Source organism: Mycolicibacterium austroafricanum (assembly GCF_000612725.1).
GTDB lineage: Bacteria > Actinomycetota > Actinomycetes > Mycobacteriales > Mycobacteriaceae > Mycobacterium > Mycobacterium austroafricanum.
Genome location: NZ_HG964450.1, coordinates 23,858 through 37,232, shown reverse-complemented (window position 1 = coordinate 37,232; position 13,375 = coordinate 23,858). Strand labels below are relative to the sequence as shown.

Here is a 13,375-nt window from a genome sequence, read left to right as displayed (position 1 = left end):
GACGGAACCTTGACGCGCAGCCACCACAGCTCATCGGGCGCCGGCGCGGGGTATCGCTGCCAGATCGCGCAGGTGGACTCGTCCCGGTATCGGGGTCAGGACTGCGACGGAACCAGGCGAAGCGAGATCGAGTTGATGCAGTAGCGCTGGTCCGTCGGCGTCGGATAGCCCTCACCCTCGAACACGTGCCCCAGATGGCTGTGGCAGTTGGCGCACAGCACCTCCACCCGGCGCATGCCCAGCGAGTCGTCGGGACGCAGCAGCACCGCATCGGAGTCGGCCGGATCGAAGAAAGACGGCCACCCGCAGTGTGATTCGAACTTCTCACTGCTGCGGAACAACTCGGCACCGCAGGCGCGGCACTGGTAGACGCCGTCGGTCTTGGTGTCGGTGTACTCGCCGGTGAACGGGCGCTCGGTGCCGGCCTGACGGAGCACCGCGAACTCCTGCGGTGTCAGCCGTTCGCGCCACTGGTCGTCACTGAGCACGAGCTTGGGGCCTGTCATGATTGCCAGGCTACTCGGCGGCCTTGTCCGCAGGGGTGAGCTGTTTCATCCACGGCGGATCGATGCCCTCGTCGAGGCGACCGTCGTCCTTGGCGTCGAGGTAGCGGAACAGCAGCACCGAGAAGACCACCACCGACATGAGTGACCAGCCGAAGGTGATCTTCAGGTATTCGAGGGCGCGGCCGGTGGTCGGCAGTTGCCACAGCAACCAGCGATCCATGGTCAGGAATCCGTAGGCGGCCAGCCAGGCCACCCAGTTACGGATCACCGAGTTCGGCAGCACGACCGTCATCAGGAACGGGAACAGCACGATCGAGTAGTAGCCCTGGCCCAGCGACAGCACCAGCCACGAGGTCACCAGCACCACGCCGGAAGACGTGAGCATCCAGAAGAACGGATCGCGGGTGCGGTAGTAGCGGTACAGCAGCCACAGCGCCGCCGCGCCCAGCACCACGAACGCGATCCGCAGCGACATGATCAGCCACATCGGCAGTCCGTAGTAGAGCCCGTTGCCCAGGATCGAGCTGTTGAAGTAGTCGCGGGTGGAGAAGATGTAGGGCACGGTGCGGGTGACGAAGTTCATCGGGTCGCTGATCAGCGGCCACGCCGCAAGGTTGAACGCGACGGGCACCGCGAACGCCGTGACCAGCGCGCGCCACTGCCGGTTGAGCAACGGCAGCAGCAGCAGTGGGGCCAGCAGCGGTTTCACCACAAGCGTCAACCCGATGCTCACCCCGGCCCACCATTCGTGGCTGCGGTTGCCGTCCAGCAGCCAACGGAAGAACAGCACCTCCAACAGCAGGATGACGCCGTTGATGTTGCCGAACACCAGCGTGTTGGTGACGCTCTCGGTGCAGAACATCGCCAGCAGCAGCGCGGGTGCCGCCACGGAGGCGAGCGTGAAGTTGAACAGCCGCAGCAGGAAATAGCCCGCGAGGACGATCGCGACCGTGTTGAAGAAGATGAACCAGTTCCGCGACGCGACCTCGGGCAGGTAGCCGAACGGCGCGATGATCAGCGTTCCGCCGGGCGGATAGAGATAGTGCGGGTCGACGTGGCCGAAGTTCTCGTTGTAGATGTCCCAACCGAACTTGAAGTTGATCACCGCGCGGTACACCGGCGCGAAATCGTCGGTGATGTAACGGTTGAAGACCAGCACATAGCTGCGGTGGATGACCGCCATGATCGCCAGCGGCCACAGGATCGACCGCAGCACAGACGCCGTCGTGGGAGGGGACGTGCGGGGCCGGAAAGCGGTCAGAACAAGATCGCGCACGCCCCGCACCGTACCGCAGCGGACCCGGTGAACCGTCAGGCCGGGCAGTACGTGTCGGTGGACGGCAGTTCACCGCTCTTGAGGTATTCGAGCACCGGGGGCAGAGCGCACGAGGAGTAGATCGTCGCGCCGTGCCCGATGCCCTGCCACATCACCCGCCGGTTGGAGGAGCCGGCGTTGATCGCGGTCGCGGCCACCGCGGCGACGCCCTCGTTGCCGACGATCGGGTTGTTGGCGACGCCGAGCAGCAGGGTCGGGATCTCCAGTTCGCTGGGCTCTTTCGGCGCGCTGCCGCTGGGCCAGTTCAGGCACTTCACCATGTCCAGCGCGCCGACGGTGCCGAACTGCGGGTACATCTTGCCCCACGCGACGACCAGTTCCCGGACCCGGTCAGGGGTCGGCCGGTTCAGCGCGTCGCTGCAGGTGTTGACGAACTGACCGTCGGTCTGGCGCAGCGTCTCGGCCTGGTTGATGAGATTGTTCAGCCGGTTGGTGTCGCCGGAACGGGCGTCGGCGATGGCCAACGCCAGCTCGGTGCCCGCATCGACCCGCCCGCCCCGCGGATAGCCCAACGCCGTCGAGATGGCGTCGGCGACGGCGGCCACCGACGCCCCACCGGGTCCGTTGCCCTGTCGCGCGGCGGTCAGCAGTGCGTCGACGGCGGCCTTGGGGTCCGGGCCCAGGGGACAGTTCGTCGCCACACACTGTGCCGCCCACGCGTCGAGGGCGGCCTGCTCACCCTTGACGCGCTGTTCGGTCGCGGCCTCGGCCGAGATGCCCAGCGGCAGCGGCGAGTCCAGGACCAGACGGGCCACCTTGTTCGGGTGCGAGCCCGCGTAGGCGAGGGCGACCTGCGCACCGTTGCCGATGCCCAGAAGCGCCAGCGTCGGCACGTCCCAGGTGGTGCGCAGCCGCTCGATGTCCTCGGCGGCGTGTGAGTTGTCGTAGGCCGAGTCGCCGGGGGCGATGGTGTCGGTGCAGCTGGTGGTCGCGGTCATCGTGATCGCGCCGAGGTTCGCGACGGGGTCGTCACCGGACTGGAACTGGGCCTGCTCGAACATCTCCTGGCGGTCGAACAGGTCGCGGCAGTCCAGCGCACCGGACATGCCTATTCCGCGGCGGTCGACCGACACGATCGGGTGGCTCTTCAGCACATCCGAGCCGGCTCTGGACAGCCACACCGGAAGCTGGACCGACGACGGCAGGTCCGATCCCGTGGTCATCACCAGCGGGCCGGCGTCGGCCGGGGTTTCGACCGACGTCGCGCGCACCACCCCGATGCTGACGGTTCCGGTGGCGCCGTTGATCGGATCGAGGTCGGCGTCGTAGCTGGCGCAGTCGAGCTTGACTCCCCCCAGCGGCTGGACGGCCGCCGACGCGAACACCCGGGAGGTGCAGTCCCGCCAGGACAGGTCGTTTTTCGGAGCCTCGACGCCGGGCGGCCCGGGCGGCTGATCGCTGGTCTGCGGTGAACCCTGCGGGCCGGCGCCGGAGTCGGTGGCGAAGCGCGGGTTGGCGGCCAGGCCGGGGGAGCAGGCCGCCAGCGGAAGCACGACGGCCATCGACAGCACGACAGCCGGCACCAGACGACGCATGGGGACCACAGTACTGACCGGCCGCTACCGTTCCGCGTCCCGCGCCAGGCGGTCGCGGACGTAGCGCAGGTACAGAAAGCCGCGGTCGTCGGTGAGCGCGTGCAGCAGCGCCAAGTCGCTGCGCACCTCGCCGAGACCGGTGACGATGCGCGCCGAGCCCCCTCCGAGGAGCAGCGGCGCCACTGTCAGGCACAGCTCGTCGAGCAGATCCTGCTCGGTGAACATGCCGAGGATGCCCGGCCCGCCCTCGGTGAGCACCCGGACCAGGCCGCGTTCGGCGAGCAGATCGAGCGCGGTGCGCAGATCCACCGAGTCCGGTGCCGGACCCGAGGCGTCGACCACCTCGGCGACCGCGCCCAGCCGTTGCCTGGTGTCCTCGACCGCGTCCGAGGACGTCAGGATCAGCGGTGGAACGTCGGTGAGGTGGAACAGCTTGGCGTCCCTGTCCAGCAATCCCGACCGGGTCAGCACCGCGACCGGCGGCACTTCGGCCTGCCCCCGGCGCTGCCGCGCCAACCGTTCGGCGGCGCCGAGCTGAACCCCCGAGTAGTTCTCCACCCGCACCGTGGCCGCCCCGACCACGATCACGTCGGCGAGGTCGCGCAGGGTCGCGAACAGTGCGCGGTCGCCGTCGCCGCCCAGGCCGCCGGATTTCCCGCCGCTGGTCGCGCCGCCGTCGACGGAGGCGATCATGTTGGCGCGCACCCAGCAGGACTGCAGGCCGTCGGGGTAGCCGTAGTGTGCCGCGACGCCTTCTGCGCCAAGCTCCTCGATTCGGCCCAGCAGTGTGAACTGCGTCCCGTCACCGTCGCCGGACATACGCAGAATCAGAACACGCCGTTAAGGTGCCTGCATGCACGGGTCCAGTGATGTCGCACATCTGGTGGATCGACAGCCCAGCGTCACACCGGAACGACTGATCGCTCAGCTGATACCGCCGCCCACGTTCGCCGACGTCAGCTTCGACAGCTACCGGCCCGATCCGGCCGAGCCGTCGCAGGCGGCGGCGGTGCAGACGTGCCGCGAGTTCTGCGAGCAGGCCGAGCAGCGGCGGGCCGGCAGGAAGAAGCTCTTCGGCAAGCGGGAGGTACTCCCCGGCGTCGGCGTGTATCTCGACGGCGGGTTCGGTGTCGGCAAGACGCACCTGCTGGCGTCGTCGTATTACGCCGTGTCCGGCAAGAAGGCGTTCGCGACCTTCGGTGAGCTCACGCAGTTGGCCGGGGTGTTCGGCTTCCTCGAGTGCATCGACCTGCTGTCGGACTACGTGCTGGTGTGTATCGACGAGTTCGAACTCGACGATCCCGGCAACACCACGTTGATCTCGCGGCTGCTGTCGGCTCTGGTCGAGCGCGGCGTGTCGGTGGCGGCGACGTCGAACACGCTGCCCGAACAGCTCGGCGAGGGCCGCTTCGCCGCGCAGGACTTCCTCCGCGAGATCCACACGCTGGCAGCGATGTTCACCACCGTGCGGATCGAGGGGCCGGACTACCGGCACCGCGACCTGCCGCCCGCGCCGGAGCCGCCCAGCGACGACGACGTGGCCCGGCGCGCTGGTGAGGTGTCAGGCGCCACGCTGGACGACTTCGACGCGTTGTGTGCGCATCTGGCCACCATGCATCCGTCGCGGTATCTGACCCTGATCGAGGGGGTCTCGCAGGTGTTCGTCACCGGCGTGCACCCCATCGACGATCAGAACGTCGCGCTGCGGCTGGTGTCGCTGACCGACCGGCTCTACGACGCCGGCATCCCGGTGGTCGCGTCGGGTACCAAGCTCGACACCATCTTCAGCCAGGAGATGCTCGAGGGCGGATTCCGCAAGAAGTATCTGCGCGCCACGTCCCGGCTGCTGGCGCTGACCGCCGCCGGTCAGGCCGAGCGCACCATCACGTAGTCCTGCTCCCAGTGGCCGCCGAGCCGGAAGGTCTTGGTGCCCGCGACGGTGAAGCCGTGCTTGGCGTAGAAGCGTTGTGCGCGTTCGTTGCGCTGGTTCACCCCGAGCCACACCGACGCCGCTCCCAGCGTTTGCGCGTGCTGCAGCGCCGCGCTCATCAGCGCGGCGGCAACGCCGCCGCCGTGAACCTCGGGGAGCACGTACATCTTCGACAGCTCCACGGTCGGTGTCGCCGTCACCGCCGACGCGACGTCCGGGTCGTCCGGCAGGCCGCGGATCATCATGGCGTAGCCCAGGATTCGACCGTCGGCGACCGCGGTCAGGACGGCACGGTCAGGGTCGGCCAGGTAGTCGGCGAACCGCTCGCGGGACAGGTTCTCGGCGATGAACGCCGCGACGTCGTCCGGTCCGACCGACGGCGGGCAGGCCAGCGGGAAGGTGCGCGCGGCGACGTCGGCGAGTTCGGCGACCTGGTCGGCGGTGGCCGGTGCGACCCTCAGGCCACGTTCCACTGGGCCAGGCGGATTCCGGTGATCTTGTCCAGCAGCACGACATTGGACACCAGGTCGCGGTAGCAGTCCCACCAGACGCCGCCGGTGAAGGTCTGGCCCGCGACGGCGTTCTGCATCATGTGCTGCAGCGCGTCGGGAGCGTCGCTGTTGCGTGACTCATAGGCGTCACCGGTCGGGGTCACCCCGCGAAACGAGAACGTGATCGCCATGGCGTACGGCGTGGGCACCTTCACCGGGGTGACCGTGATGTCGGCGCGGAACACCTGATAGCGCGGCGCGCGCGGCGGATAGCCGAAGCCCGGCGGCGGTGGCGAGGGCGCGATGTTGTTGACCGACACGTCGGCCACCAGGCCCTCGTACTCGACCCGCAGCGTGTCGCCGAGGCGCCCGATCGGGATCTCGGCGGCCGACGCCGACGGGGCGGCGACACCGGCGAATGTCGCCAGGATGACGGTCAGGAGTACGAGCCAGCGACGCATGCCTGGCATGATCGCACACCCGGCCGGTCGCCTGGATGGTCTCGGCGGTCAGGGCGCCCAGGGGCCGACTCCGCCGACCTTGTCGATCCGGATCCGGGTCAGGAAACCGGGGGGTGCGTCGGCGGGCGGGAACGGGGTGCCGGGCGCGGCGAGTGTCCGTGCCAGGTCGGCGAGCAACTCGGGCGCTCCACCCTCGACCACCCTCGCGGTTCCGGTGATCGACAGGTACGGCCGCATGACGCCCGTGACGCCGCCGGTCGAGACGATGGTGACCGCGACGCGGGGGTCGCGCCGCACATTGCGCAGCTTCTTGTAGTCGGCCAGATGGGCGGACACCAGCTCGTCGCCGTCGGCGGTGGACTGCAGGGCCACCCAGACCAGGCTGACCTGCGGGCTGCCGTCGGGGTTCAACGTGACCAACGTGGCATCGGCGCCGTTGCCGATGAGGTCGCGGGCTGCGTCGTTGAGTCTCATGGCATCTTCTACGGCGCCGGACGCCGGTTCATTCCCGGACCGCCTCCAGATCGAGCAGTGCGGTCTTGGCGTGCGGGCCGCCGACGTACTGCCCGATGGTCCCGTCGGAACGCACGACGCGGTGGCACGGGATCACGACGGGAAGCGGGTTGTGTGCGCAGGCGGTGCCGACCGCGCGTACGGCGCGGGGGCTGCCGATCGCGGCGGCCACCTGTGCGTAGCTCTCGCGGCGCCCGTAGCCGATGTCGCGCAGGTGCTCGACGACGCTGCGCCGGAACCCGTCGGCGAGGCGCAGATCGACGGGCACGTCGAAGGTGGTGCGCTGTTTGGCGAAGTACTCGTCGAGCTGCCGGGCGACGGCGTCCAGGCGGTGCGGTGCGTACAGGATGCGCGGGCTCAGCGTCTCGGCGAGCCGGGCGAGGACGGCGTCGTGGATCTCGACGTCGAAGGCCACCCGCACCACCCCCACCGGCGTGGCCGCCAACAGCAGGCTGCCGACGGGGGAGTCGATCGTGCGGTAGGCGACATCGAGCAGGCCGTCGGCGTCGGCCGCGGCGGTCAGGCGGCCGTGCAACCGGGCCAGGGTGTCGGCGTCGTCTGCTTCGGTTACGTCGAACATGTTGATGCTCATGGCTTTTCGTCCTCACGATAGTGTGCGCGCAGGTTCTTGATGCCGTCGGCGGCGGCCCGGCGCGCGGCGTCGGGGGAGTTGCCCAGGATGGCGGCGATCTCGGTGAAGGGCAGCCCGGCGATGTGGTGGTAGGCCACGGCATGGCGTTGTTTGGCGGGCAGTCGCTGCAGCGCCGTCCACAGGTCCGGATCGCGGGCGGCCGGGTCGGCGCGCGCGTCGGCGCGCTCAGGCACCGCCTCGACGGGCACCGCGCGTCGGGCACGCGCCCGCCCGACGTCGAGGGCGCGCCGGTGGGCGATGGTCACCAGCCAGGCTTCGACGTTGGCGTCTTCGGGGAGGTCGGGGTAGGCGCGCAGGGCGGACAGGAACGTCTCGGACCACGCGTCCTCGGCGTCCGCGGCGCCGACCACCGCGCGGCACACCCGCAGCACCGTGGCGCCGTGGTGGGCCACCACCTCTTCGAACGGTCGCACCTTCACATCATGAAGACGGCCGGGGCGGCACGAATGTGAGATCACTGGCCGGAGAATGCCTCCAGTGCTTCCCGAAGCTCACGTTCGAATCGGTCGAAGTCGATGCCGAGGCCGTGCAGCACGCCGTCGTCGTCCTCCTCTTCGTAGAGGGCGAGCAACAGGTGCTCGGTGCCGACATAGTTGTGGCCCAGCCGAAGCGCCTGCCGGAACGTCAACTCGAGCGCCTTCTTGGCACGGGTGTCGAACGGGATGAGCGCCGGGACACCGTCGACCCTGGCCGGCAGTGTGATGTGGTCGGCGACCGCAGCGAGATCGACACCCTGGCCTGCGACCAGTCGCGCGGCCAGGCCGGTCGGGTCGGCGAACAGGCCGAGGATCAGGTGGGCGGGCAGGATCTCCGGGTTGCCGGCGTCGTGCGCCTTGTTCTGGGCCTCGACGATCACGGCGCGCGCGCGTGGGGTGAAGCGGCTGAATCCGGCGTCGGGGTCGAGCGCGCCGGTGTCGGTGGGCGTCTTGGGCACGAACCGCTTCTGCGCGGCCTGTTTGGTGACACCCATGCACTTGCCGATCTCGGTCCAGGAGGCGCCGGAACGGCGGGCCTGATCGACGAAGTGCCCGATCAGGTGGTCGGCCACCTCGCCCAGCGCTTCGGCGGCAAGCACCGCGTCGGTCAGCTGTTCCAGCGGTTCGTCATGAACCTGCTTGATCACGTCGATGAGGTCGTCGAGCCGCACCGGATGACTGATCTTGGAATCGTTCATGCGTCAACCGTAGGTTGACGGAGCGTGATCGTCAACCGTAAGTTGACGATCAGCCGCGACGGTAGCCGCGCCGGACCGTCCGGTCGAGGATGCCCAACGTGCCGCGCAGGGCGAGTTCGGACACCACCGGGAAGATGCCGGCCTCGCGCCACTGCTGGTGAATGCCGGACCAGTCGTAGAAGGAGGTGACCAGCGTGCCCTGCTCGGCGGGCTCCAGGCGGTAGCCGTAGACGTGGCCGATCTGGGGTCTGAGCCGGCCGAGGATGGTCCAGGCGATCAGGCTGTCCTGCTCGTACTCGGTGATCTGCACGGTCACGTCGTAACGGCCGAGTTCGGGAAAGTCGTTGAGCGCCTCGCGGTCCATGTGGACGACGAAGGTGTCGCCAACGGCGCGGACGGGATCGCCGTCGGCGTCCTGAAGCATGCCGGTGGCGTCGATCGCGACGTGGCCCTGCGGATCGCGCAGCACGGAGAAGATCTCGCTCGCCGGCGCGGCGATGGTGCGGGGTACCTCGATGCGATCGGTCATTGCCTCATGGTGTCACGCCAGTGGCATGGGTCACTGTCGCGTTTCGTCTTGCCGTAAGTCCGGGAACACCGGGTCAATGGTGAGGGCTAGCGACAGATCTTCGACGCAGCCGCGCATGCTGCGGCGCGCGTTGGACTTCATCCACGAAAACGCCCAGTACGACATCACGATCCGCGATATCGCCGCGGCGGCGGACGTGACCCCGCGGGCCATCCAGTACGCGTTCCGCGAGCACATGGCGACGACGCCGCTGGAGTATCTGCGGAGGGTCAGGCTGGAGCGGGCGCACCAGGAACTCAAGTCGGCCGACCCCGCCTATGACACGGTCACCTCGATCGCCGGGCGGTGTGGCTTCAGCCATCCGGGGCGCTTCAGCAGCGCCTATAAAGAGGTGTTCGGCACCGAGCCGAGTCGGACGCTGCGCTCCTCGTGAGGGCCCTGGTCACATCGGGGTGAAGCCGACTCCGTTGAACTTTCCGGCCTGCCACCCTTGGCCGCCCATGCAGACCAGCGGCCGGCCGTCGGGAGCCTGGGCCGCCGATTGCCGTTGGGGGCAGGGGCTTCCGATGTCGCGCACGCCGACCAGCGGATAGCTGGTCTGCCAGAAGCCGGTGTAGATCGGTGGCCATTGGTTGGGAATCCACCGGCACTGCAGCGCCTCGCCGCCGGGGCCGCGCCCGAACGTGAAGCGGTCCATGTTGGTGCAGGGCGCGGTCAGGTGCGCGCCGTAGACCATCCCCGGCACGTCGGTGGCATACCGGCCCGGATTGTCGGGGTACATCGGCCCTGGTTCCGCAGGCGCTGTGGGGGCGGCGCACAGCGCGGCGCCGCCGAGTGCCGCCGCTGCGAGCATTTCGCGGATCATCTTCCACCCCCACGTTGTCCAGGAACCGTTCGGCGTACCGCGACATTAGCCGGTGGCGGGCGGGTGTTGTGAGATTTCGATCCCGGGAAAGATCTCGGCCCGCCACCCGGGGGGTTGGTGGCGGGCCGAGCGTATCGGGTTCGTCCTGCTCGGTTGGGGGGCAACCGAACACTGTCGAACTTATGGGCCGAACCTGAGAAGCACCTAATAGACAGTTATGTCTCTGCTTCGAAACTGAGGACTCGGGCCGTCCGCTTGGTCAGTTCGGCGGCGGCGTTGCGCTCGACGAAGAGGGGGACGTAGTCGCGGATCGGCAGGCCCTCGAAGCGGGCGTACTGCGCGTACACGACCTTGGCGACCAGTGCCGGCTCGATGTCGCTGTGGGCATCGGCCAGCCGTTGCGTGAGCTGATCGATGATCTGCTGTTCGGTCAACGCGATCACGGCGGTCAGCCTGCCGTCGTTCTTCGCGCCGGTCAATTTGTCGCAAGCCTTGGCGTGCGGGCGTCCTGCGGCGATGCGGTGAACGTGTGGTGAACGTCAAAACGCCAGGGCGGACGTGACTTACGTGCCGCTACTTGAGCCGCAGCACCGACGCCGGAACCCAGTGGGTCACCGGGTCCTTCTCGCTGCCGTGTCTGATGGGGTAGGTGACCAGGCCCCACCACCGGCCTTGCTCGCTCAGGCCCCAGCAGGTCAGCTTCCCCTCCACGATCGCATCCATCTGCAGACCCTTCGGGTGATACCTGTCCTCGCAGTGCGGCTCCCGCGGAAACAGGGCGATCAGGTCGACCAGGACAGCCCTCGGGGGGTGCACGCGGCGGAAGACGGGGCGGAGAGGCTGGCCGCCGTGCCCGATCTTCTGCATGGCCACGATTCGATCATATGTTCGATGAAGTGTGGACGCTGCGAACCGGGACGATCAACTCCGGATACGACGAAGGCCCGGGTTGCCCGGGCCTTCATGGTGACTGTGGTGCGCGATACTGGGATTGAACCAGTGACCTCTTCCGTGTCAGGGAAGCGCTCTCCCGCTGAGCTAATCGCGCCGGGAACATCTCGGAGGTGGAGACGGGAATCGAACCCGTGTGCACGGCTTTGCAGGCCGTTGCCTCACCACTCGGCCACTCCACCGCTGGGTTGATGCCACTGCATCCTCGAGCGGATGACGGGATTCGAACCCGCGACCCTCACCTTGGCAAGGTGATGCGCTACCAACTGCGCTACATCCGCGCGCCACGGGCGAGATCGTCGCCCGTCGCGATGCAGAACGATAGTCCAGGCAGCTGGGCATACACAAATCCCTTGCTCGCACGGCGCGCCGCGGTTCAGAACAGCTGGTATGCCTGCCGTGAGATCACGAAGCCGTGGCCGTCGGAATTGGCGCAGCGCATGCCCGACGGCTCGCTGGTGCAGCTGATCCCGCCGGCGGCCCGGACCTGGCCGTAATCGAGGGGTGGTCCGCTGCTCATTGCGGTGTCCCCGGCGCAGACGAACGCTGCGTGGCCGGTGGATTCCAGGTAGATCCCCTGCCCGAAGCCGGTGAAGTCCGGGCAGTCGGCCGGCCGTGGGGGAGGCGCCCAGTCGCGGGCGGCGATGTCGCAGCGGACCATGTCGTCGTCCAGCATGCATCCGATGTTGCCGCTGGGCGAGGTGAACCCGACGATGTCGGCCCCGGCCACCGGCGCGGGGCCCAGAAGTGCGGTTCCGGCCAACGCCGCCGCAACGACCACCTGCTTCATGGTGCTTCTCCTCAGCCGATCTCCCGTACCGAATCGCCTTGGCGGCGTTGGCGGTAGGTGCCCTGCGGCGCCGGGCCGACCCGGCGGCTCCCTGCGGGCAGATTACCGGGAAAACCCCTGTTGGGAGGCGCGACGCCGAGATTGCGCCGACCAGCGGATTCCCGGGTCGAGCGCGCCGCGTGTTAGTCTTCTGCCTCGTTCGACTCGTCGAACGCCCCGGTCTCGTAGCTCAGTGGGAGAGCGTCCGCCTCACACGCGGAAGGTCGCTGGTTCGAACCCAGCCGGGACCACCATCAATATCCCGGGAAAAGGCTACTTTTGTCGCCCCGGCCCGTGCTGGGACGACCTGTGCTCGGGTCAAGCGCGGCTGGGCGATTCGCGACGTAGTTCCGCATTCGTCAAGTGCTCCACCAATACCGAACTGGCTAGGCCCGGCGTTGGACCGCCGCGGGAAAGCGCGATTCGATCGCTTCAAGCATGCGATCGATCTGGCGCAGATCGCTGTCGACTTGCCGGATAGTCCGCCTCAGCCCGGAAACGTCGCCGCCGGTGGACAGCGTCGCGGCGGCCACGGCCTCGAGGCGCGCCGATTGCTCGGCGAGATGCTTGCGCTCAGCGCCGAGGAAAGCGCAGCACTCAATGGCCTGCAGCAAATCAGATTCCGCGGCGAGTTCCTTCTCACTTCGCACCAGGTCAACTCTAACGCGTGCGTCGATTGACGGTCCGCCACCGCCGATGAACTCGTGTTGGGCTAGCTGGTGGTCTGCGGTGCCTCCGTGTCGTGGGTGCGGTCGCGGGCGGCGCGGCGTTCCCGGTGGATGCGGTTGTTGACGATGTGTTCGACGAGGATCGGGACGAATGTCTGGATTCTGGCCTCGTCGAACTGCGTGGCTGCGTCCTCACACCAGCGGAGGAGTTCGGCATTGCGCTCGACTTGATTGAGGCCTTCATGGTCGGCCAGCTTCTTGGCCACCTCGGCCACTGATCGAGCGGCCGGCCGGCTCAGCCGCTGCGAATCTGACCTGCGGGGTATCTCGTCGAGGGCGACTTGGGCGTCGTGTCGGTCGGTGTCGGGGTCGATCACGCGCAGCGTCAGATGGTGACCGTCCTCGCCGATGACGATGATGGTGGGCGGCTCGTCACTGGCAAAGCTGAGCAGCTGGACGATATGACCGTCGCCGAGATCCACCTGCGGTGGGGCGATCCATCCATCGCGGCGATACCCAACCAGAGCCACCGACGGTATGCGGTCGCGCAACGCGGCCACGAGATCGGGCAGTTGGTCGTCGAGTCGCTTGGAGGTCGGCCACCATGCGCCATCGATGTGCTCTGAGGGTGCCCGCCCGCGCGTGAGGCGCAGCCGACCTGACATGGGAACATCAACTGGGGTCGTGCCGACGGAATTCGACGACGGGGGAGGTGTGTTGGCCATGCACTCAGCTTTGGTGTCGGACAGGCAGCTCGATAATGCCATTAGTCCTGTGCGGGAGGGACTTTCGGCTATCCTTTCCAGCTCTTGCCGCCGGTGACGAACCTGCCGTGAACGCAGTCTGAAGGATCGCTGAACGGCGGCAGACGGCGTCGGAGACAACCCGGCAGGGCTCGGCCGACAGGGGGTCGTCGGCATTGATGGTCGCGATCG

Annotated in this window: 19 protein-coding genes and 4 tRNA genes; 3 read left to right on the top strand and 20 right to left on the bottom strand. The window is 68.1% G+C overall.

Annotated elements, in window-relative coordinates; all coding sequences use genetic code 11:
• Positions 1-95: 95 nt before the first annotated feature.
• From msrB to BN976_RS00220, 4 genes are read right to left on the bottom strand one after another with little or no spacing between them, the layout of a single operon-like run.
• Positions 96-506, bottom strand: a complete 411-nt coding sequence (gene msrB, locus BN976_RS00235) for a peptide-methionine (R)-S-oxide reductase MsrB (protein WP_011779711.1) — start codon at positions 504-506, stop codon at positions 96-98.
• A 10-nt stretch (positions 507-516) separates the two neighbouring features.
• Positions 517-1,782 carry an arabinofuranan 3-O-arabinosyltransferase gene (gene aftC, locus BN976_RS00230; RefSeq protein WP_011779712.1) on the bottom strand — a complete coding sequence of 422 codons (1,266 nt, stop codon included), beginning with the start codon at positions 1,780-1,782 and terminating at the stop codon, positions 517-519.
• Positions 1,783-1,817: 35 nt separating this feature from the next.
• On the bottom strand, positions 1,818-3,377 hold the full coding sequence (locus BN976_RS00225; RefSeq protein WP_011779713.1) for an alpha/beta fold hydrolase: 1,560 nt from the start codon (positions 3,375-3,377) through the stop codon (positions 1,818-1,820).
• A 24-nt stretch (positions 3,378-3,401) separates the two neighbouring features.
• The gene (locus BN976_RS00220) at positions 3,402-4,196 is read right to left on the bottom strand and encodes a pyrimidine reductase family protein (protein ID WP_011779714.1); all 795 of its coding nucleotides are present in this window, start codon (positions 4,194-4,196) and stop codon (positions 3,402-3,404) included.
• 34 nt (positions 4,197-4,230) lie between these two features.
• On the opposite strand from BN976_RS00220, the gene zapE reads away from it, so the two are divergent.
• Positions 4,231-5,268, top strand: a complete 1,038-nt coding sequence (gene zapE, locus BN976_RS00215; protein WP_036366965.1) for a cell division protein ZapE — start codon at positions 4,231-4,233, stop codon at positions 5,266-5,268.
• On the opposite strand, the gene BN976_RS00210 is transcribed toward zapE, so the two are convergent.
• From BN976_RS00210 to BN976_RS00180, 7 genes are read right to left on the bottom strand one after another with little or no spacing between them, the layout of a single operon-like run.
• Positions 5,244-5,780 carry a GNAT family N-acetyltransferase gene (locus BN976_RS00210; RefSeq protein ID WP_036366963.1) on the bottom strand — a complete coding sequence of 179 codons (537 nt, stop codon included), beginning with the start codon at positions 5,778-5,780 and terminating at the stop codon, positions 5,244-5,246. The genes zapE and BN976_RS00210 overlap by 25 nt on opposite strands.
• Positions 5,765-6,259, bottom strand: a complete 495-nt coding sequence (locus tag BN976_RS00205) for a hypothetical protein (RefSeq protein ID WP_199558869.1) — start codon at positions 6,257-6,259, stop codon at positions 5,765-5,767. The genes BN976_RS00210 and BN976_RS00205 overlap by 16 nt, the downstream gene beginning before the upstream one ends.
• A 48-nt stretch (positions 6,260-6,307) precedes the next feature.
• Positions 6,308-6,733 carry a PPOX class F420-dependent oxidoreductase gene (locus tag BN976_RS00200; RefSeq protein ID WP_011779718.1) on the bottom strand — a complete coding sequence of 142 codons (426 nt, stop codon included), beginning with the start codon at positions 6,731-6,733 and terminating at the stop codon, positions 6,308-6,310.
• 28 nt (positions 6,734-6,761) lie between these two features.
• On the bottom strand, positions 6,762-7,364 hold the full coding sequence (locus BN976_RS00195) for a methylated-DNA--[protein]-cysteine S-methyltransferase (protein WP_011779719.1): 603 nt from the start codon (positions 7,362-7,364) through the stop codon (positions 6,762-6,764).
• Positions 7,361-7,843 carry an RNA polymerase sigma factor gene (locus BN976_RS00190; protein ID WP_199558868.1) on the bottom strand — a complete coding sequence of 161 codons (483 nt, stop codon included), beginning with the start codon at positions 7,841-7,843 and terminating at the stop codon, positions 7,361-7,363. The genes BN976_RS00195 and BN976_RS00190 overlap by 4 nt, the downstream gene beginning before the upstream one ends.
• A gap of 35 nt (positions 7,844-7,878) precedes the next feature.
• A complete protein-coding gene (locus tag BN976_RS00185) occupies positions 7,879-8,598 on the bottom strand; it encodes a Clp protease N-terminal domain-containing protein (protein ID WP_036366951.1) in 720 nt (239 codons plus the stop codon).
• Positions 8,599-8,647: 49 nt separating this feature from the next.
• Positions 8,648-9,127 carry an SRPBCC family protein gene (locus tag BN976_RS00180; protein ID WP_011779722.1) on the bottom strand — a complete coding sequence of 160 codons (480 nt, stop codon included), beginning with the start codon at positions 9,125-9,127 and terminating at the stop codon, positions 8,648-8,650.
• 115 nt (positions 9,128-9,242) lie between these two features.
• Between BN976_RS00180 and BN976_RS00175 the strand changes: the two genes are divergently transcribed.
• Positions 9,243-9,560 (top strand): helix-turn-helix transcriptional regulator, encoded by a 318-nt coding sequence (locus BN976_RS00175; protein WP_370501146.1) that lies wholly within the window; start codon positions 9,243-9,245, stop codon positions 9,558-9,560.
• A gap of 9 nt (positions 9,561-9,569) precedes the next feature.
• Here the strand turns inward: BN976_RS00175 and BN976_RS00170 are convergent, their stop codons facing one another.
• The 7 genes from BN976_RS00170 to BN976_RS00140 form a co-directional block, all read right to left on the bottom strand.
• A complete protein-coding gene (locus BN976_RS00170) occupies positions 9,570-9,992 on the bottom strand; it encodes a hypothetical protein (RefSeq protein ID WP_011779724.1) in 423 nt (140 codons plus the stop codon).
• 215 nt (positions 9,993-10,207) lie between these two features.
• Positions 10,208-10,471, bottom strand: coding sequence for a three-helix bundle dimerization domain-containing protein (locus BN976_RS00165; RefSeq protein WP_084182163.1), 264 nt, complete (start codon positions 10,469-10,471; stop codon positions 10,208-10,210).
• 94 nt (positions 10,472-10,565) lie between these two features.
• Positions 10,566-10,859 (bottom strand): hypothetical protein, encoded by a 294-nt coding sequence (locus tag BN976_RS00160; protein ID WP_011779726.1) that lies wholly within the window; start codon positions 10,857-10,859, stop codon positions 10,566-10,568.
• Between the two features lie 106 nt (positions 10,860-10,965).
• Positions 10,966-11,040 (bottom strand) — tRNA-Val (locus BN976_RS00155).
• Between the two features lie 14 nt (positions 11,041-11,054).
• Positions 11,055-11,125, bottom strand: a tRNA-Cys gene (locus BN976_RS00150).
• Positions 11,126-11,151: 26 nt separating this feature from the next.
• A tRNA-Gly gene (locus BN976_RS00145) sits at positions 11,152-11,224 on the bottom strand.
• A gap of 95 nt (positions 11,225-11,319) precedes the next feature.
• The gene (locus BN976_RS00140; RefSeq protein WP_011779745.1) at positions 11,320-11,733 is read right to left on the bottom strand and encodes a DUF6636 domain-containing protein; all 414 of its coding nucleotides are present in this window, start codon (positions 11,731-11,733) and stop codon (positions 11,320-11,322) included.
• A 218-nt stretch (positions 11,734-11,951) separates the two neighbouring features.
• Here BN976_RS00140 and BN976_RS00135 point away from each other — a divergent pair.
• Positions 11,952-12,026 (top strand) — tRNA-Val (locus tag BN976_RS00135).
• A gap of 132 nt (positions 12,027-12,158) precedes the next feature.
• Here BN976_RS00135 and BN976_RS00130 read toward each other — a convergent pair.
• Together BN976_RS00130 and BN976_RS00125 are read right to left on the bottom strand one after the other, a co-directional pair.
• Positions 12,159-12,422 (bottom strand): hypothetical protein, encoded by a 264-nt coding sequence (locus tag BN976_RS00130; RefSeq protein WP_036366947.1) that lies wholly within the window; start codon positions 12,420-12,422, stop codon positions 12,159-12,161.
• 62 nt (positions 12,423-12,484) lie between these two features.
• On the bottom strand, positions 12,485-13,165 hold the full coding sequence (locus BN976_RS00125; RefSeq protein WP_011779747.1) for a DUF5994 family protein: 681 nt from the start codon (positions 13,163-13,165) through the stop codon (positions 12,485-12,487).
• Between the last annotated feature and the right edge of the window lie 210 nt (positions 13,166-13,375).